The following is a 16527-nucleotide window of genomic DNA, read 5'->3' as shown; positions in this document are numbered from 1 at the left end:
AGTAACAAGATATGAGCAACAAGATGTGGGGCGGCCGTTTCGGGGAAAGCCCCGATGCGATCATGGAGGAAATCAACGTCTCGATCGACGTCGATCAGCACCTTTACGCCCAGGACATTGCGGCGTCCAAGGCGCATGCAGCCATGCTTGCCGCTCAAGGCATCATTACGGCAAACGATGCAAAAAACATCACGGGCGGTCTAGACACGATTTTGTCAGAAATCGGCAAGGGCACCTTTACCTTCAAGCGCGCGCTCGAAGACATCCATATGAACGTCGAGAGCCGTCTCGGTGAGTTGATCGGGCCGGCGGCGGGCCGCCTGCACACGGCGCGTTCGCGTAACGATCAGGTCGCCACCGACTTCCGGCTTTATGTGCGCGACGTTATCGACAACATCGACAGGGCGCTTGCGGCTTTTCAGCGCGCGCTGGTCGATCGCGCCATCGAACATGCCGATACGGTCATGCCGGGCTTCACGCATTTGCAGACCGCGCAGCCGGTGACGTTCGGTCACCATCTGCTGGCCTACGCCGAAATGGCGGCGCGCGATCGCGGCCGGTTCGCGGACGCCCGCAAGCGGCTGAACGAAAGTCCGCTTGGCGCGGCCGCGCTGGCAGGCACCTCGTTTCCGATCGATCGTCACGCCACCGCAAGCGCGCTCGGTTTCGACCGGCCGATGGCAAATTCGCTCGATGCGGTATCCGACCGCGACTTCGTGCTCGAGACGCTGTCGGCGGCGTCGATCGCGGCTGTGCATCTGTCGCGCTTCGCCGAGGAAATCGTGATCTGGACCTCGCCATTGGTGGGGCTGGTGCGGCTGTCCGACAAGTTCACTACCGGCTCGTCGATCATGCCGCAAAAGAGAAATCCCGATGCCGCCGAACTGGTGCGCGCCAAGACCGGCCGCATCATCGGGTCGCTGACGGCGTTGCTGATCGTGATGAAGGGACTTCCGCTCGCCTACCAAAAGGACATGCAGGAAGACAAGCAGGGCGCGATGGAGGCGTTCGAAGCGCTGTCTCTTGCGATTCGCGCGATGACCGGGATGACGCTCGATCTGGTGCCGGAAGAAGCGCGGATGAAAGTCGCGGCGGGCGAGGGCTATGCTACCGCAACGGATCTTGCCGATTGGCTGGTCCGCACACTGAAGATGCCGTTCCGCGATGCGCATCACGTCACCGGCCGTATCGTCGCGAAAGCGTCGGAACAGGGACTGGCGCTGCACAAGGTGCCATTGTCCGAGATGCAGGCGGTCGAGCCGAAGATCACCGCCGAGGCGCTGGAAGTCCTGTCCGTGCAGGCATCGGTGGAAAGCCGTACCAGTTACGGCGGCACGGCCCCCGCCAACGTCCGCGCGCAGGCAAAGGAATGGCTCAAGCGGCTGGAAAAAGAGCAAAATTTGGGTTGAAGCCAGAAATTTTCATCATTTCCGGGCCTCGCCAGAGCGACACCTTCTTTGTATGGTGACGCGCAAATTCAAGGACTGACCCGTGGCTTCTCGCTCCATTCCTTCGCTCTCAAAACTAACGGCCATCGGGCTGATCGCCGCTGCATGTCTGCTCGCAGGATGCGGCCGCAAGGCAGGCCTCGACCTTCCGCCAGGTGCCGTCGCCGAGCAGCAACAGAACGGCGCGACCGCGGCGGAAATCGCCGAGCAAAACTCTGCGTCGAACTTGCAAAGCCAAGTTTATCGCCCGCCGGGCAGCAGCAGCATCGCGGTTGCTCCCAAGGGTCAGAAAAAGCGCATTCCGCTCGACGCGATCCTGGACTGATCCCGCCATGAATCATTTCCAGTATCGCAACGGCGTGCTGCACGCCGAAGATGTGAGCTTGGCCAGCCTCGCCGACGAGGTCGGGACGCCTTTCTATTGTTACTCCACCGCGACCCTCGAGCGGCATTACCGCGTTTTCGCGGAAGCCTTTGCCGGTGTGCGGACCCTCGTATGCTACGCGATGAAGGCAAATTCCAATCAGTCCGTGCTGCGCACGCTGGCGAAACTCGGCGCCGGCGCCGATGTCGTGTCCGGTGGCGAACTGAAGCGCGCGCGGGCCGCCGGCATCCCGCCGGAAAAAATTCTGTTCTCCGGAGTCGGCAAGACCGAGGCCGAGCTACGTCAGGCGCTCTCCGAAGACATTCTGTGCATCAATGTCGAGTCCGAACCCGAACTCGAATTGCTGTCTAATCTCGCGCGCGAGACGGGCCGCACCGCGCGTATTTCGGTACGCATCAATCCGGATGTCGACGCCAGGACACATGCGAAAATCTCGACCGGAAAGTCCGAAAACAAGTTCGGGATTCCGTTGAGCCGCGCCCGCGCGGTCTACGCGCACGCCGCGAAGCTGCCCGGCATCAAGGTCACCGGCGTCGACATGCACATCGGCAGCCAGATCACCGATCTCGGCCCGATGGAGGACGCGTTCAAGCTGCTGGTGGAGTTTGTCGGCACGCTGCGCGCTGACGGCCACGCCATCGCGCATGTGGATTTTGGCGGCGGCCTCGGCATTCCGTATGAGCACGATCTGCCTAATCCGCCGGAACCGGCCGCCTATGCGGCGATGGTGAAGCGCGTGACCAAGGGTCTTGACGCAACACTGATGTTCGAGCCGGGCCGCATGATCGTCGGCAATGCCGGAATTCTCGTGAGCCGCGTGATCTATGTGAAGCATGGCGATGCGAAGAACTTCGTCATCATCGACGCCGCCATGAACGATCTGATCCGTCCGACGCTGTACGAGGCGCATCACGACATCCTGCCGGTGAACGAGAATACCGCGCGCGATTTCACCGCCGATGTGGTCGGTCCGGTCTGCGAGACCGGCGACTATCTCGCGCTCGATCGCAGGATGGCCGAACCGAAGCGGGGCGATCTGATTGCGATCATGACCGCGGGCGCTTACGGCGCGGTGCAGTCCGGCAGCTACAACACCCGTGCGCTGGTGCCGGAAGTGCTGGTCAAGGATGGACAGTATGCGGTGGTGCGGCCGCGCATCGATGCCGATGCGCTGATCGCGATGGACCGCACGGCGCCCTGGTTATAGTCACCCAATATTACCAGATACCCGGGACCAGCCGATAACGGACATCCCGGCAATAGTCGTCATAGCCGGACAGTCTGGCGCCGAGAAATTTTTCTTCATCGATCAGGCGAACCGCGATCATTGCGCTCAAGGCGATCGCCGGAATGAACGCCCACCAGGAATTGAGCGCCAGCGGCGTTGCGAGAAACAGCAGCACCACGCCGGCATACATCGGGTGCCGGACAATCGCATAGGGCCCGCTTGAGACGACCTTCTGGTCCTTGGTCACCTCGATAATGCTCGAGGCATAGGTGTTCTCGCGAAACACCAGAAACGTGATGAAGAATCCGAGCGCGACGCCGATCTGGCCGATGACAACCAATGCCATCGGAATATGCGACCAATGCCAGCGCGCATCGAAGCCCGGCACCAGATAGAGGATAATGCCAAAGACCGACGTCAGGGCCTGAATGATCTTCTGGCTTTTTTCCTTTTCCGCCACTGGCCCTGCCTTGAGCCGCCGTCCGATCAGTGCGTCATCATGTCTCGCGAGATACAGGATGATGGCGGCGGAACAGGCCGCCATGATTGTGAGATAAACCCAGCCTTCCCGGAAACGCAGTGTCCAGGCGGGTACAAACAACAGAACCGCGAGAACGATCATCGCCTTGAGCAAGCCGGTCATGGCTTTCTGTGCATTGGCCGTCATGATGATCTTCCAGCTTCGTTTTGCGCGCCTCTCAATTAGCCCCAAGGCGGATGCCTCCAAGACCGACGGTCGGGCTTTGTCTGTCACGCTTTCGTGACACCCCAACATGGGGGCGGCAGGACCTTTGCATGTGGGTATGCGCGTTGAGGCCATGCCTCATTGCCGCCGCTGTGATACGCTGCGCTATCGCAAATCTGGAGAGCCTGTTGAGCGGACCGATCCCAGACCCAACCGAGCGTCCGCGCGATCCTGAATCGGCGCGGCGGCTTCAGCTTGCGCAGGCCTTGCAGCGCGCGCGGCTTGCGGTTGCATGGGAACGCGGCTGGCCGCATCTCGCGCGGCTTTTGACGGTCGTCGGCCTCTTCCTGGCCGCGTCGTGGGCCGGACTCTGGGTCGCATTCCCCTTCGCGGTACGCATCGTCGCATTTACCGTGTTTGCGGCGTTTGCTGTGGCAGCGCTTGTTCCCGCGATTCGCTTTCGCTGGCCATCCCGTGATGACGCGTTGCGCCGGCTCGACCGCGGCACCGGCATCCCGCATCGCCCCGCCACCGCGCTGACCGATACGCTGAAATCGCAGGACCCGCTCACGCAGGCGCTATGGCAGGAGCAGCGCGTGCGGACGCTGGCGTCGATCAAGCGCATCCGCGCTGGGTTGCCGTCCCCGCGTCTGGCGCTCCACGATCCATGGGCGTTTCGTGCGCTGGTCGTCGTACTGATGGTCGCGACCTTTGTCGCCGCCGGCAACGACCGATTTGCGCGGGTGGTCGCGGCGTTCGACTGGAACGGCGCGTTTTCCGCAGCCAACGTTCGCGTCGATGCGTGGGTGACGCCGCCGCCTTACACGAGCCGTCCGCCGGTCATTCTGTCGGCCTCCACCAACAAGGACACGCCGCCGTCCGACGCCGGGCCCGTTTCCGTGCCTGCGGGAAGCACGTTGATCGTCCGCTCCAGCGGCGGCAGGCTCGATGTCTCTGCCGGTGGCGGCGTGACGGAAATTCCCGTCACGGAGAATGCGCCGCAGGGCACCAACGAGCGGCGCTTTACCATTGCCAGTGACGGCACCGCGCATGTGCGCTCGCCGTCGGGGCAGCCGCAATGGACTTTCAAGGCGATGCCCGACCGCGCGCCGTCGATTTCGCTTGCCAAGGATCCCGAACGGCAGGCGAAGGGTGCGCTGCTGCTCTCCTACAAGCTCGAAGACGATTACGGCGTGACCGAAGCGCAGGCGCAGTTCGCGCCTCGCTCCAGCGGCAAGCCGGATGCCGCCACGCCGCAGCCGCTATACGATCCGCCGTCGATCACGCTCGGGCTGCCGAACGCAAGGACGCGTAACGGCGTCGGCCAGACGGTGAAGGACCTCAGCGAAAATCCCTATGCCGGGGCCGATGTCACGCTGACGCTCACGGCGAAGGATGAGGCCGGCAACGAGGGCCGCAGCGAGCCGTTCGACATGCGGATGCCGGAGCGGCTGTTCGCAAAGCCGTTGGCGCGCGCTTTGATCGAGCAGCGCCGCAACCTTGCGCTTGACGCCAACCAGAAGCCGCTGGTGCTGATCGCCCTTGAGGCGCTGACGATCGCGCCCGAGGCGTTTACGCCGGAGCTTGGATATTATCTCGGCATGCGCAGCATCGCGGCCCAACTTGGCCGCGCCAAATCGCGTGAATCGATGCGCGAAACCGTTGACAATCTGTGGGCGCTCGCGGTCGCGATCGAGGACGGCAACATCAGCGATGTCGAGAAGGCGCTGCGGGCCGCCCAGGATGCGCTGAAGGATGCACTGGAGCGCGGCGCCAGCGACGAGGAGATCAGGAAACTCACGGACAACCTGCGTGCGGCGCTGGACAACTTCATGCGTCAGCTTGCCGAACAGTTGCGCAACAATCCACAGCAACTGGCGCGGCCGCTCGATCCGAACACCAAGGTCATGCGTCAGCAGGACCTCAAGAACATGATCGACCGCATGGAGCGGCTGTCGCGCTCCGGCGACAAGGACGCGGCGCGCGCGTTGCTCGATCAGATGCAGCAGATGCTGGAAAACCTGCAGATGGCGCAGCCCGGCCAGGGCGATGGCGACATGGAGCAGGCGCTGAACGAACTCGGCGACATGATCCGCAAGCAGCAGCAACTGCGCGACAAGACCTTCAAGCAGGGACAGGATTCCCGGCGTGACCGCAGCCGCGGCGAGCAGGGCGACCAGAATGCAATGGACGGCCTGCGTCAGGACCAGCAGGCGCTGCGCGACCGGCTGAGCAAGCTGCTCGATGACATGAAGAAGAACGGCATGATGCCGGGCCAGCGCGGCGAGAAGGGGCAGCCGGGGCAGGGTCAGCAGCCCGGTCAGGGGCAGGACGGCCAGCAGGACGGCGGTGACTCGCTTGGCGACGCGGATTCTGCGATGGGCGATGCGGGCAATCAGCTTGGGCAGGGCAACGCCGACAGCGCCGTGGATTCACAAGGGAGAGCGCTGGAAGCTCTGCGCAAGGGCGCGCAGAATCTCGCGCAGTCGATGCAGCCCGGCGAGGGGCAGGACGGCGGTCCGGGCAACCGCGCAGGCCGCCAGCAGAACAGCGGCAACACCACCGATCCGCTGGGACGGCCACTCAGCGGCCGTGAATGGAGCGACGATCTCACGGTGAAGATTCCCGGCGAGATCGATGTGCAGCGCGTGCGGCGAATTCTGGAAGAACTGCGCCGTCGCCTCGCGGACCCGGCGCGGCCGCAGATCGAGCTCGATTACATCGAGCGCCTGCTCAAGGACTACTGAGCTTCGGGCCGGTCGGTCCGGTTCCAAACCGAACCAGATTTTCAAAATGGATCGCTTGACAGGTCGCGGAGACGCTTGTATTTAACCAGAAGGTTATTTAACCGATTGGTTATATGAAGATGCCGATGGACCCCCTCAGCAGCAAATTCGCGGCGCTTGCCGACCCCACCCGCCGTGCCATTCTTGCGCGGCTGGTGCTGGGCGAGACGTCGGTGACCGAACTTGCCGAGCCGTTCGAGATGAGCCTTCCGGCGGTCTCCAAGCATCTCAAGGTGCTGGAACATGCCGGGCTGGTGACGCGGGGCCGCGCGGCGCAGTGGCGGCCGTGCAGGATCGAACCCGCCGCGCTCAAGGAAGTTGACGACTGGCTTGAAGAATATCGCCGCTTCTGGGAGGCGGGGCTCGACCGTCTCGAGGAATATCTCGGCGAATTGCAGGCCACGGAGAAGCAGGAAACACCCGCGAAGCGACGCAAGACCGCGAAGCGCAAATCTCCGCGCGCGCCGCTCAAAAAATAGAGACCCGTTTACGGCAGCGAATGTCAGAAATCCCATCACCATCAGCCAGTGAGGAGTTTATCCATGACCGACCAGCCAGCCCAGCTTCCCCCGCTTGTCCCGCATATCGTGGTGGACGGCGCCGTCGATGCGCTCGCGTTCTACAGCAAGGCGTTCGGCGCGATCGAAACGCTGCGGATGCCCGCGGAAGACGGCAAGCGCCTGATGCACGCACAGATGATGATCAACGGCGCCGCCGTGTATCTGATGGATTACTTCCCGGAGTATTGTAACCACGGCGACGGCAAAACCGAATCTCCCGGCAAGCTCGGCGGTTCGACGTTTCTCATTCACCTCGAAGTTCCGAACTGTGACGAAGCCTACAAGCGCGCCATAGCCGCCGGCGCGACATCGATCCTCGAACCGTGGGACGCATTCTGGGGCGCACGTTACGCGCAGGTGCGTGATCCGTTCGGCCACGGCTGGAGCCTCGCGCATCCGCAACCGCCCGTAGCCGCCTGATCATCACGAGTTGTCAGCGGAAATCCGTCGGAGAAAAGAAATGGCCTCAGTTCAATCCGCCGTTGCGGAAGTCTTCAGCAAGGAATTCGTCATCGAGCGCGTGTTCGACGCACCGCGCGATCTGGTCTGGCAGGCTTTCACGGAGCGGGACCATTTGATGAAGTGGTGGGGCCCAAAGGGCTTCAAGATGATCGTCGGCAATCTCGACCTCAAGCCGGGCGGCACTTTCCACTACGGTATGCAGGGGCCGGACGGCAGCGAGATGTGGGGCAAGTGGGTGTTCCGCGAAATCGTAAAGCCCGAGCGGCTGGTCTTCATCAGTTCGTTTTCCGACAAGAATGCAGGCCTGACCCGTCATCCGATGGCGCCGACATGGCCGGTTGAAATGCTGGGGACAGCGACTTTTATAGATCAGGGCAGCAAAACCCTGCTGGTCAATCGCGTGGTCGCGCTGAACGCGACGGACGAAGAGCGCGCGACGTTCGAGGGCAACTTCGACAGCATGACTCAGGGCTTCGGCGGGACGTGGGATCAGCTTGCGGCCTACCTCTCGTCGCTGCGCGCCTGAATCCCGGAGAGTATCATGGATGAACTCATTCCGATTTCGCCGGTTGCGCTGTGGACTGGCCGCATCCTTAGCGGTCTGGTGATCGTGTTTCTGTTGTTCGACGGCGCTATCAAACTGATCCCGCTCGATATCGTCATCGAGACGTCCCGTCAGCTTGGCATCCCGACCGATCTCGCGGTCATGCTCGGCGTGCTGACGCTGATCGGCACGGTGCTTTATGCATGGCCGCGCACCTCGGTACTCGGTGCAATCCTGCTGACCGGTTACCTCGGCGGCGCAATCTACGTGCATGTCCGCGCCGGCAGCCCGCTGTTCAGCCATACGCTGTTCGGCGTCTATCTCGGGGTCATGATCTGGGGCGGTCTCTATCTGCGGGACGAGCGCTTGCGCCTGATCTTTCCCTGGCGACGATGATTATCGATCACATTCCGGCAAGTGGAGTAAGGCATGACCATTCTGATGTACATCGCGATTGCTCTCGCTGTTGTTATCGCAATCGTTCTCATTCTCGCGGCGCTGCGCCCCGACACGTTTCGCGTTGAACGGTCGATCGACATCAATGCACCGGCGGATAAAATCTTTCCGCTGATCAACGACTACAGGCATTGGGGTTCATGGTCGCCCTATGAGAACCTTGACCCCGCGATGCAGCGGACCTTCAGCGGCGCACCGAGCGGCAAGGGGTCGGTATATGAGTGGACCGGCAACAAGAACGTCGGCCAAGGCCGCATGGAGATTCTTGAGACGACGCCACCGTCAAAGATCGTCATCAAGCTGGATTTCTTCAGTCCGTTCGAGGCTCACAATTTCGCCGAGTTCACGATGCGCCCGCAGGGCTGCGCGACGAACGTCACCTGGGCGATGCACGGTCCGGCGCCCTTCATGGCGAAGATCATGCACCTGTTCATGAACATCGACCGGATGTGCGGCGATCAGTTCGTGCAGGGACTGACCAGCATGAAGGCCGTTGCCGAGAAACCGGTTTGATTGGTGATCTGCCATGGCAACCGCTCGCGATCTGCGGCGTATCGCGCTTTCGCTGGAAGGCACAACAGAGGCGCCGCATTTTGACCGTGCGGCGTTCAAGGTGGCGCGGATTTACGTGACGCTCGCTGCCGATGGCCGCACTGCCAATCTCAAGCTCTCACCGGAAGAGCAGGAATTCAAATGCCTGCTTGCGCCAAACGCATTCGCCCCGGTCCCGAATGCCTGGGGCAAGCAGGGATGGACGACACTCAGTTTTGCGGCGCTCGGCGTCGCTGAACTCAGGAATGCATTGGAAACGGCATGGCAACATGCGCTACCGAAAAAGCGGACGTGACAAGTGGTGACGGTCGCTGGCTGCTAGGACGGATCGAGCAGTCTTGCTCCGGTGCCCTGCGTCGAAAGCCGATCCCCAGGATTGCACAGAGGGCATGTCTTCATCGACAAGCATCCGCATCCGATGCAACCATTCAGCTGATCGCGCAAGCGGGTCAGCTTGGCGATCCGATCGTCGAGGTCGGCACGCCACTTCGCCGAGAGCCTGGTCCAATCCTTGGCGGTCGGGACGTGTCCGTCAGGCAGCGATGCAAGGGCATCGCGGATCGTCGCGAGCGGCAACCCGGTGCTCTGCGCCACCTTGATGACGGCGACACGGCGCAGGACCGCTCGCGGATAGCGGCGCTGGTTGCCACGGTTTCGCGAACTCGCAATCAGCCCCTTCGACTCATAGAAATGGAGAGCAGAGACGGCGACCCCGCAGCGTTCTGCGACCTCGCCGACGCTCAGTTCTCGTGCAATTCCCGTCAATTTCTCGTGCTTCATCATGGCTTGACCTCAACTATGGTTGAGGTTCTAGGCTACGAGCACGGTCGCCGCAAGCGGTATGCTTCGATGATCGAAAGGGCCGACCGACAATCAGAGATGGAACCATGCCAGACGCGACATATCAGGACCGAATTCAATCGCAGGACAGCCCATCCCGGCCGTTCGTGCTCATCAACAGCTTCACGCCCAAGCCGGGGAAACTCGACGAACTTGCAAATTTTCTGGAAACCGCGCGCAATCGTCTCGCGGACGCGGTTCCCGGATTTCACGGCGGCCGGGTCTATCGCGATGTGGATGGAAGCTCGGCTCTGCTCATCAGCGTGTTCGAGACGGAAGATCACTACGAGAGCTGGACGGCAACGCCGATGTTTGCGGAGCATCAAGCGCGAATCGTGGGTCTTACCGATGGCATGGGCCAATCGCGCGTTGAGTCCAGTCGCGCGCGCCGAACCGAGCGCCGCGGAACGGCGCACACAGGAGACGCTGCTGCACGAGCGTCTTCGCGGTGGAGATCGTGAATGCGGCTTGCTCTCAGCCGTTGCGGCCTTCTCCGCGCAGCGTCGGCAGGCCGATGCCGGTCGCTTCGAATCCGCCGTCCACGCACAGCATCTGGCCGGTGATGTAGCTGGCGCGCTCACTGCACAGGAAGAAGATCGCTTCGGCGAGTTCTTCCTCGAGACCGTAGCGGTTGAGCGGAATGGTGTCGTGATAGTCGGCGCGGATCGCGGGCGTGTGGACCGCCTTGGCCATCGCAGTGTCGACCGGGCCGGGCGCGACCGCATTGACGCGGATGCCCAGCGTCGCAAGCTCCACGGCGAACTGTTTGGTGAGATGGGCGAGGCCGGCTTTGCTGGTGCCGTAGGCGGTGCGCAGGGTCGAGGCGCGGAGCGCGGAAATCGATGTGATATTCACAATGGCGCCGCCGCCGTTCTCGCGCATCAGCGGCGCGGCCGCCTGTGTGCACAGAAACGGCCCGGTCAGGTTCACCGCCAGCACGCGGTCCCAGTCGGCCTGCGTGGTTTCCAGCAGGGGCTTGAAGATCGCGATGCCGGCGTTATTGACAAGCGCGTCGAGCCGGCCGAAATGCTGCACGACTTGCTTGAACGCGGCCGCGACGGCATCGGCATCCGACACATCGCAATGGATCGCCAGTGTCGTGTCGGGTGCGGCCAGCGTCTTGTAAGTCTGGGCAAGAAGTTCGGCCTCGATGTCGAGCAGGACGACGCGCCAGCCTTCGGCCAGAAATCGTTTAGCCACGGCGAGGCCGATGCCGCGTGCGGCGCCCGTCACCAGCGCGATCTTCTGTTGTTCTTTCGCCATGTCCCGTTCCGTTTCTTGTTTGATGCCATCGATCACCATGGCATTGACCATTTTTCGGGCGGCCTCACAACCTCTTCGATGCGACCCGAGACCGGTTGCTGACCCATCGCGCGGACTGACCGGCAGGCCGCCCACACAATCGCCAAGAATATTCAGGATACGTCACGTCATGTCATCAAATTTTGCAAAGAACGCGATCGTGCTGGGTCTGCTCTCCGCGATCGGACCCTTCGCCATCGATATGTATCTGCCCGCGCTGCCGGCGATCGCCGCGGATCTTCACGCCTCCACTGCGGCAACACAGATGACGCTGATGGCCTTTTTCGTGTCGCTCGGTGTTTGCCAGATTGTATATGGGCCAGTGTCCGACATGGTCGGCCGCAAGCCGCCGCTCTATTTCGGAATCGTGGTGTTTGCGCTCGGCAGCATCGGCTGCGGTCTGGCGCCCAGCATCACGTGGCTGATTGCGTTTCGCTTCCTGCAGGGTCTTGGCGCTGCGGCGGTCATGGTGATTCCGCGGGCAGTGATCCGTGATCTGCATACCGGGGTCGACGCGACGCGCCTGATGTCGCTGGTCATGCTTGTGTTCAGCGTCTCGCCGATTCTGGCGCCGCTGGTCGGCAGCGGCCTGATTGTGCCGTTCGGCTGGCGCTCAGTATTTGTGGCGGTCACCGTCGCGGCGCTCCTGTCGTTCCTGCTGGTCGCCTTCGTGCTTCCTGAAACCCGGCCGCCGGAGGAGCGAATTCAGGTCAGCGTCCGCAGCGTGCTGGACGGATTCGGCGAATTGTTTCGCGACTGGCGCTTTCTTGGGCTGACCTTCATCGGCGGCTTTGGCATGGCGAGCTTCTTCGCGTTTCTTGCCAGTTCGTCATTCATTTACATCGGCCATTTCGGCCTGACGCCGACGCAGTACAGCCTCTCATTCTCCGTCAATGCCATCGGCTTCATCGGGGCGTCGCAACTCAGCGGCTATCTCGCCGGGCGCTTCGGGATCGCGCGAGTCGTCTCGGTCGCGGTCAGTTGCTACGCGGCGTTTTCGGTCGCGCTGTTCGTCGTCATCGCGAGCGGCGTCGATAATCTCGCTGTTCTGATCGTGATGTTGTTCTGCGCGTTCGCATGGCTCGGCCTGGTGATCCCGTCGACGATGGTCCTTTCGCTCGAGGAACACGGGCCGATCGCGGGCATGGCGTCAGCACTGGGCGGTACGCTGCAAATGGTCACGGGCGCGGTGATGATTGTCGTCGCCAGCGCATTCTTCAACGGCACCTCGCTGCCGATGGTGGCGACCATCGCGGTATGCGCGGTTGCGGCATTCATTCTGACGCGGCTGACATTACGGCCGGGCAAGGTCGCGCCACAACTGGCGGAATAGCATGGAGCGAAGTGAAGACCGGTTCGTGTAAAGAAAACGCGTCAATTAATGACGGTCAGTCGATTTTCCGCGATGCCAATGCATCCGCCACCGCGGTGCGGATGTCCGCGACGGCAAATGGCTTGGTGATCACATCGTGGACGATGGCGTCCAGCCCTGAGGCGCGCTCGCGCTGATCGGCGAAGCCCGTCATCATGAGAACGGTCAACCGCGGAAAATCACGCGCCACCGCCAGCGCCAGCGCGATGCCGTCCATCACCGGCATCTTGATGTCGGTCAGAAGCAGGTCGAATGCGCCGCTTTCGCGTGTCAGAATCTCCAGTGCCTCGGCGCCGTCCTCCGCGGTCACGACCTCATGGCCGTCCATGGCGATCGCCCGCGCGACCAGCAGGCGCATCGACTCTTCGTCGTCTGCGATGAGAACGCGCGGCATTCAGGTGCCTCCGGAGCCCACATCCAGCTTGTGGAAGAACCTCACGGCAATTTCACGGCCTTCCGCGGGCGGCGATGCCAGCCGCGTCTTGAACCAGGCTTTTTCGCCGGGGTTGAGCACCGGCTGCTCCAGCACCGCGTTCCAGGCGTAGATGTCTGCGCCTTTGGCGTCGCGCACGATGAACCGCAGGCGCGGAATTTCGACTGACCTGCGCGCGACATCGATGAGTGCGCCCTCGATCAACAACACCGGCTTGTTGTCCACCATCTCAGTGCTGATCTTGAGATCCTCGAAGGCGAGGCCGCGCAGGTTCACGCCCATGCCGATCATTTTGTAGAAGGTCGCAGTCTGCGGCATCGCGCGCACCACATCGGCGCGCCAGGCGAGGAGGGCAAAAACGATTGCGCCGAGCGCCAGGCAGGCGGTTGGCAGCGTCAGTGCGCCGGGCAGTGCCTGGGCCCAGTTTGCGGGCTTCAGGAATGGCGCGATGGACCGGCCAACGCCCTTGAATCGTGAGCGGGATTTGGCCGGAACGGCATCGGTGATCGCGTCCTGCTGGGCCAGTGAAGACCAGTAGGGGTCGGCTTCGGCGGCTGGCCGCGTCGTCTCGGCTTCGGTCCATTCGGCGGCTATGGATGGGCTGTCGATGTGCGGGGTGTGGTTGTCCTGCCAGTCGCCCGATGGGTCATCGTTCGGCTCGAAGCCGGCTTCCGGGCGGGCGGGTTCCATCCCGGGCCGGGACATGGCGTTGGCCGAAGCCAGCTCCTGTGGCGTCGCCAGCCAGATTTCGTGGCATCGGGCACAGCGGACCCGGCGTCCGGTCTCGGGGAAATTGCCCGGATCGACCGCGTAGGATGTCGTACAATGGGGACAGACAATGTGCATGGACGAATCGCCAAAGTGAAAGCGCCCCAAAGCTATCCGGCGTCCGTTAACGAATCGGAAACCATAACGGACGCACAAGCGTTTTACGGTATTCGCCCAATCGGCCGTCCGGGGACCGCCGTGTCCGGCGGCCCTCTCGAACGGAGCTGAGCTTGGTCCGGTTCGAAAATGTCGGTTTGCGCTACGGGCTCGGCCCGGAGGTTCTGCGCGACCTGACCTTCCAGATTCCGGCCCGCTCGTTCCAGTTTCTCACCGGACCGTCCGGAGCCGGCAAGACGTCGCTGCTGCGCATGTTGTTCCTGTCGCTGCGGCCGACGCGCGGACTGGTCAATCTGTTTGGCAACGACGTGTCGATGCTGAACAAGGACTCGCGCGCCCAACTGCGCTCGCGCATCGGCATCGTGTTGCAGGATTTCCGGCTGCTCGATCACATGACGACGTATGAAAATGTCGCGCTGCCGTTCCGCGTGATGGGGCGCAGCGAATCCAGTTATCGCAAGGAAGTTATCGATCTGCTCAATTGGGTCGGTCTCGGCAAGCGGATGGATGCGCTGCCTCCGATTCTTTCCGGCGGCGAGAAGCAGCGCGCGGCCATCGCGCGCGCGGTGATCGCGCGGCCGCAACTGCTGCTGGCCGACGAGCCGACAGGCAACGTCGATCCTTCGCTGGCGCGGCGGCTGCTGAGCCTCTTCATTCAATTGAACAAGTCTGGAACCGCCGTCATCATCGCGACCCACGATATCGCGCTGATGGATCAATATGAGGCGCGACGCATGGTGCTGCATGAGTCGCGGTTGCATATCTATGATTGACGAGCGCAAAAACATGATGGATCTCGGCGACAGCACATCGGAGGTCGCTGCGAATGCGCGGAACCTGTCGCCGATCGTTCCGCGCGGATCGATTGCCGGGCGTGCGCTGATTGCCGTCGTCGCCATCATGACGTTCCTGGCGTCGATGACGACAGGGGCGGTGCTGCTGGTGCGCGCATCCGCGGCCGAGTGGCAGTCCGATGTCGCCAGCGAACTGACGATCCAGTTGCGGCCTTCTCCGGGGCGCGACATCGAGCGCGATGTTCGCGCCGTCACCGACGCCGCGCGGGTGGTGCCGGGTATTCTTGAGGTGCGGCCTTATACCAAGGATGAATCGGCCAAGTTGCTGGAGCCCTGGCTGGGCACCGGACTGTCGCTGAGCGATCTGCCGGTGCCCCGTGTCATCGTCGTACGCATTGCACCGGGCGCGGCTCCCGACCTTGCGGTGTTGCGCAAGGCTGTCGCCCAGGCCGCGCCGTCCGCGAGCATCGACGATCACCGCGCCTGGATCGAGCGGATGCGGTCGATGACGGGGGCCATCGTTCTGGCAGGGACCGGAATTCTCATTCTCGTGATCGTAGCGACCGTGATTTCGGTGTCGTTCGCCACGCGGGGCGCAATGGCGGCCAACAGGCCGATCGTCGAGGTGCTGCATTTCGTGGGCGCGCAGGATCGCTATATCGCCAATCGCTTCCTGCGCCATTTCCTGCGGCTTGGCCTTGAAGGCGGGATTATTGGCGGACTGGCTGCGATGCTGACATTTGGCTTCTCGGAATCCATCGCCAGCTGGTTCTCGGGCACGCCGGTCGGCGACCAGTTCGCCGCCCTGCTGGGAACGTTCGCGTTGCCGGCTTCGGGGTATCTCGCCCTCGCGGCCCAGACCGTCATGATCGCCGCCGTCACCGCATGGGCGTCGCGGCGGACACTTTTTGCGACCCTTGAAGAGATCGACTAGGCCCTTCCCGAATGCTGTTGCCCGATCGGCTCACGGCGACTGATCAAAACATGGTTGAGCAGTGTTTTGAGGCCACAGCCGTGCCGGATTTTGCGATAGACTGACAGCAACACGATGTGACCGAGCGAGTTGAGATTGCCCGAGACGTCCCGCAGCCATGACAGCAAACCGACGCATCCGCGCCTGCGCCGACGCGTGGCGATGCTTGTCGTCTTCGCGGTTCTCTTGTTCGTCGGGTTGGGGTTCGTCGATTTTCTGTCGAAGGTGCCGCCCTCCGAGGATAAGCCTCCGCGTAATGCAGACGGCATCGTGGTCCTCACCGGTGGATCGTCGCGCGTTTCCGACGCGATCGAATTGCTCTCGGCAGGTTATGGACGCAGGCTTCTGATTTCCGGCGTGCACCCCACAAATGGCTACAGCGATATCCAGCGCACCATACCGGACAGCCAGCGCCTGCTCGGCTGCTGCGTCGATCTGGATCGTTCCGCCGTCAACACCCGCAGCAATGCGACGGAGACGCGACGCTGGGCGGCCGAGCGCGGCTTTCATTCCCTGATCGTGGTGACATCGAACTATCATATGCCGCGTGCGATCGTGGAATTGTCCCACGCGATGCCGGACATCGAACTCGTGCCGTTCGCCGTGGTCGGGGACAAATGGCGCGAGGAGCCGTGGTGGACGAGTGGCGCTGCGCTGCGCCTCCTGCTATCGGAATACGGCAAGTATCTTTTTGCCGAGATGAGGGTCGCCTTCGGTGGCTTGGGGCAGGGCGGTATTCCGGAAGTCGGTTTGCCGCCAGCGCCGAACAAGCCGGCGACCGCGTCCGCCAACTAGTGGTCTGGTTCTGACATTCGGGTTTAT

20 protein-coding genes are annotated in these 16527 nt (G+C 62.5%); 15 read left to right on the top strand and 5 right to left on the bottom strand.

The window, feature by feature from the left end; all coding sequences use genetic code 11:
* Positions 1–11: 11 nt before the first annotated feature.
* From argH to lysA, 3 genes are all read left to right on the top strand, one after another.
* Positions 12–1409, top strand: a complete 1398-nt coding sequence (gene argH / locus AC1RKJ_RS09830) for an argininosuccinate lyase (RefSeq protein WP_492790870.1) — start codon at positions 12–14, stop codon at positions 1407–1409.
* A gap of 82 nt (positions 1410–1491) precedes the next feature.
* Positions 1492–1773 (top strand): LPS translocon maturation chaperone LptM, encoded by a 282-nt coding sequence (gene lptM / locus AC1RKJ_RS09825; protein WP_492790869.1) that lies wholly within the window; start codon positions 1492–1494, stop codon positions 1771–1773.
* A 7-nt stretch (positions 1774–1780) separates the two neighbouring features.
* Entirely contained in the window at positions 1781–3040 is a 1260-nt protein-coding gene (gene lysA, locus AC1RKJ_RS09820; protein WP_492790868.1) for a diaminopimelate decarboxylase, read from the top strand.
* 10 nt (positions 3041–3050) lie between these two features.
* Here the strand turns inward: lysA and AC1RKJ_RS09815 are convergent, their stop codons facing one another.
* Complete coding sequence (locus AC1RKJ_RS09815; protein WP_492790867.1) at positions 3051–3728, bottom strand: methyltransferase family protein; 678 nt, start codon at positions 3726–3728, stop codon at positions 3051–3053.
* A gap of 206 nt (positions 3729–3934) precedes the next feature.
* On the opposite strand from AC1RKJ_RS09815, the gene AC1RKJ_RS09810 reads away from it, so the two are divergent.
* The 7 genes from AC1RKJ_RS09810 (at position 3935) to AC1RKJ_RS09780 (ending at position 9401) form a co-directional block, all read left to right on the top strand.
* The gene (locus tag AC1RKJ_RS09810) at positions 3935–6493 is read left to right on the top strand and encodes a TIGR02302 family protein (RefSeq protein ID WP_492790866.1); all 2559 of its coding nucleotides are present in this window, start codon (positions 3935–3937) and stop codon (positions 6491–6493) included.
* 125 nt (positions 6494–6618) lie between these two features.
* Entirely contained in the window at positions 6619–7011 is a 393-nt protein-coding gene (locus AC1RKJ_RS09805; protein WP_492790865.1) for an ArsR/SmtB family transcription factor, read from the top strand.
* 63 nt (positions 7012–7074) lie between these two features.
* Positions 7075–7512 (top strand): VOC family protein, encoded by a 438-nt coding sequence (locus tag AC1RKJ_RS09800; RefSeq protein WP_492790864.1) that lies wholly within the window; start codon positions 7075–7077, stop codon positions 7510–7512.
* Between the two features lie 40 nt (positions 7513–7552).
* The gene (locus tag AC1RKJ_RS09795) at positions 7553–8080 is read left to right on the top strand and encodes an SRPBCC family protein (protein ID WP_492790863.1); all 528 of its coding nucleotides are present in this window, start codon (positions 7553–7555) and stop codon (positions 8078–8080) included.
* A 15-nt stretch (positions 8081–8095) separates the two neighbouring features.
* Positions 8096–8494: a DoxX family protein gene (locus AC1RKJ_RS09790; protein ID WP_492790862.1), complete on the top strand. Its 399-nt coding sequence runs from the start codon at positions 8096–8098 to the stop codon at positions 8492–8494.
* Positions 8495–8527: 33 nt separating this feature from the next.
* Complete coding sequence (locus tag AC1RKJ_RS09785; protein WP_492790861.1) at positions 8528–9067, top strand: SRPBCC family protein; 540 nt, start codon at positions 8528–8530, stop codon at positions 9065–9067.
* Between the two features lie 13 nt (positions 9068–9080).
* Entirely contained in the window at positions 9081–9401 is a 321-nt protein-coding gene (locus AC1RKJ_RS09780) for an MmcQ/YjbR family DNA-binding protein (protein WP_492790860.1), read from the top strand.
* Positions 9402–9424: 23 nt separating this feature from the next.
* Here the strand turns inward: AC1RKJ_RS09780 and soxR are convergent, their stop codons facing one another.
* A complete protein-coding gene (gene soxR / locus AC1RKJ_RS09775) occupies positions 9425–9886 on the bottom strand; it encodes a redox-sensitive transcriptional activator SoxR (RefSeq protein ID WP_492792701.1) in 462 nt (153 codons plus the stop codon).
* 107 nt (positions 9887–9993) lie between these two features.
* Here soxR and AC1RKJ_RS09770 point away from each other — a divergent pair, with 107 nt between their 5' ends.
* Positions 9994–10407, top strand: coding sequence for an antibiotic biosynthesis monooxygenase family protein (locus tag AC1RKJ_RS09770; RefSeq protein WP_492790859.1), 414 nt, complete (start codon positions 9994–9996; stop codon positions 10405–10407).
* 13 nt (positions 10408–10420) lie between these two features.
* On the opposite strand, the gene AC1RKJ_RS09765 is transcribed toward AC1RKJ_RS09770, so the two are convergent.
* Positions 10421–11209, bottom strand: coding sequence for an SDR family NAD(P)-dependent oxidoreductase (locus AC1RKJ_RS09765; RefSeq protein ID WP_492790858.1), 789 nt, complete (start codon positions 11207–11209; stop codon positions 10421–10423).
* Between the two features lie 169 nt (positions 11210–11378).
* Here AC1RKJ_RS09765 and AC1RKJ_RS09760 point away from each other — a divergent pair, with 169 nt between their 5' ends.
* Positions 11379–12581 carry a multidrug effflux MFS transporter gene (locus AC1RKJ_RS09760; RefSeq protein WP_492790857.1) on the top strand — a complete coding sequence of 401 codons (1203 nt, stop codon included), beginning with the start codon at positions 11379–11381 and terminating at the stop codon, positions 12579–12581.
* A 55-nt stretch (positions 12582–12636) separates the two neighbouring features.
* Here AC1RKJ_RS09760 and AC1RKJ_RS09755 read toward each other — a convergent pair whose 3' ends face one another.
* Together AC1RKJ_RS09755 and AC1RKJ_RS09750 are read right to left on the bottom strand one after the other, a co-directional pair.
* Positions 12637–13014, bottom strand: coding sequence for a response regulator (locus AC1RKJ_RS09755; RefSeq protein WP_492790856.1), 378 nt, complete (start codon positions 13012–13014; stop codon positions 12637–12639).
* The gene (locus AC1RKJ_RS09750; RefSeq protein WP_492792700.1) at positions 13015–13899 is read right to left on the bottom strand and encodes a zinc-ribbon domain-containing protein; all 885 of its coding nucleotides are present in this window, start codon (positions 13897–13899) and stop codon (positions 13015–13017) included.
* Positions 13900–14051: 152 nt separating this feature from the next.
* On the opposite strand from AC1RKJ_RS09750, the gene ftsE reads away from it, so the two are divergent.
* The 3 genes from ftsE (at position 14052) to AC1RKJ_RS09735 (ending at position 16500) form a co-directional block, all read left to right on the top strand.
* Positions 14052–14711 (top strand): cell division ATP-binding protein FtsE, encoded by a 660-nt coding sequence (ftsE, locus tag AC1RKJ_RS09745; RefSeq protein ID WP_492790855.1) that lies wholly within the window; start codon positions 14052–14054, stop codon positions 14709–14711.
* Positions 14704–15666 carry a cell division protein FtsX gene (locus AC1RKJ_RS09740; protein ID WP_492790854.1) on the top strand — a complete coding sequence of 321 codons (963 nt, stop codon included), beginning with the start codon at positions 14704–14706 and terminating at the stop codon, positions 15664–15666. Before ftsE ends, AC1RKJ_RS09740 begins: the two co-directional genes overlap by 8 nt.
* Before the next feature lie 135 nt (positions 15667–15801).
* Positions 15802–16500, top strand: coding sequence for a YdcF family protein (locus AC1RKJ_RS09735; RefSeq protein WP_492790853.1), 699 nt, complete (start codon positions 15802–15804; stop codon positions 16498–16500).
* Positions 16501–16527: the final 27 nt, after the last annotated feature.

The sequence above is a fragment of the Afipia sp. GW822-FHT04G07 genome (assembly GCF_058800765.1).
Note: the sequence above shows the minus strand (reverse complement) of the source record. Positions and strands in the feature narration are given on the sequence as shown.

Coding starts and splice junctions, on each gene's coding strand:
- AC1RKJ_RS09785 (WP_492790861.1), top strand. CDS start 8,528: ATGACCATTCTGATGTACATCGCGATTGCTCTCGCTGTTGTTATCGCA.
- AC1RKJ_RS09800 (WP_492790864.1), top strand. CDS start 7,075: ATGACCGACCAGCCAGCCCAGCTTCCCCCGCTTGTCCCGCATATCGTG.
- AC1RKJ_RS09780 (WP_492790860.1), top strand. CDS start 9,081: ATGGCAACCGCTCGCGATCTGCGGCGTATCGCGCTTTCGCTGGAAGGC.
- AC1RKJ_RS09795 (WP_492790863.1), top strand. CDS start 7,553: ATGGCCTCAGTTCAATCCGCCGTTGCGGAAGTCTTCAGCAAGGAATTC.
- argH (WP_492790870.1), top strand. CDS start 12: ATGAGCAACAAGATGTGGGGCGGCCGTTTCGGGGAAAGCCCCGATGCG.
- AC1RKJ_RS09750 (WP_492792700.1), bottom strand. CDS start 13,899: ATGCACATTGTCTGTCCCCATTGTACGACATCCTACGCGGTCGATCCG.
- AC1RKJ_RS09815 (WP_492790867.1), bottom strand. CDS start 3,728: ATGACGGCCAATGCACAGAAAGCCATGACCGGCTTGCTCAAGGCGATG.
- lysA (WP_492790868.1), top strand. CDS start 1,781: ATGAATCATTTCCAGTATCGCAACGGCGTGCTGCACGCCGAAGATGTG.
- AC1RKJ_RS09760 (WP_492790857.1), top strand. CDS start 11,379: ATGTCATCAAATTTTGCAAAGAACGCGATCGTGCTGGGTCTGCTCTCC.
- AC1RKJ_RS09755 (WP_492790856.1), bottom strand. CDS start 13,014: ATGCCGCGCGTTCTCATCGCAGACGACGAAGAGTCGATGCGCCTGCTG.
- AC1RKJ_RS09770 (WP_492790859.1), top strand. CDS start 9,994: ATGCCAGACGCGACATATCAGGACCGAATTCAATCGCAGGACAGCCCA.
- AC1RKJ_RS09765 (WP_492790858.1), bottom strand. CDS start 11,209: ATGGCGAAAGAACAACAGAAGATCGCGCTGGTGACGGGCGCCGCACGC.
- AC1RKJ_RS09805 (WP_492790865.1), top strand. CDS start 6,619: ATGGACCCCCTCAGCAGCAAATTCGCGGCGCTTGCCGACCCCACCCGC.
- soxR (WP_492792701.1), bottom strand. CDS start 9,886: ATGAAGCACGAGAAATTGACGGGAATTGCACGAGAACTGAGCGTCGGC.
- AC1RKJ_RS09790 (WP_492790862.1), top strand. CDS start 8,096: ATGGATGAACTCATTCCGATTTCGCCGGTTGCGCTGTGGACTGGCCGC.
- AC1RKJ_RS09740 (WP_492790854.1), top strand. CDS start 14,704: ATGATTGACGAGCGCAAAAACATGATGGATCTCGGCGACAGCACATCG.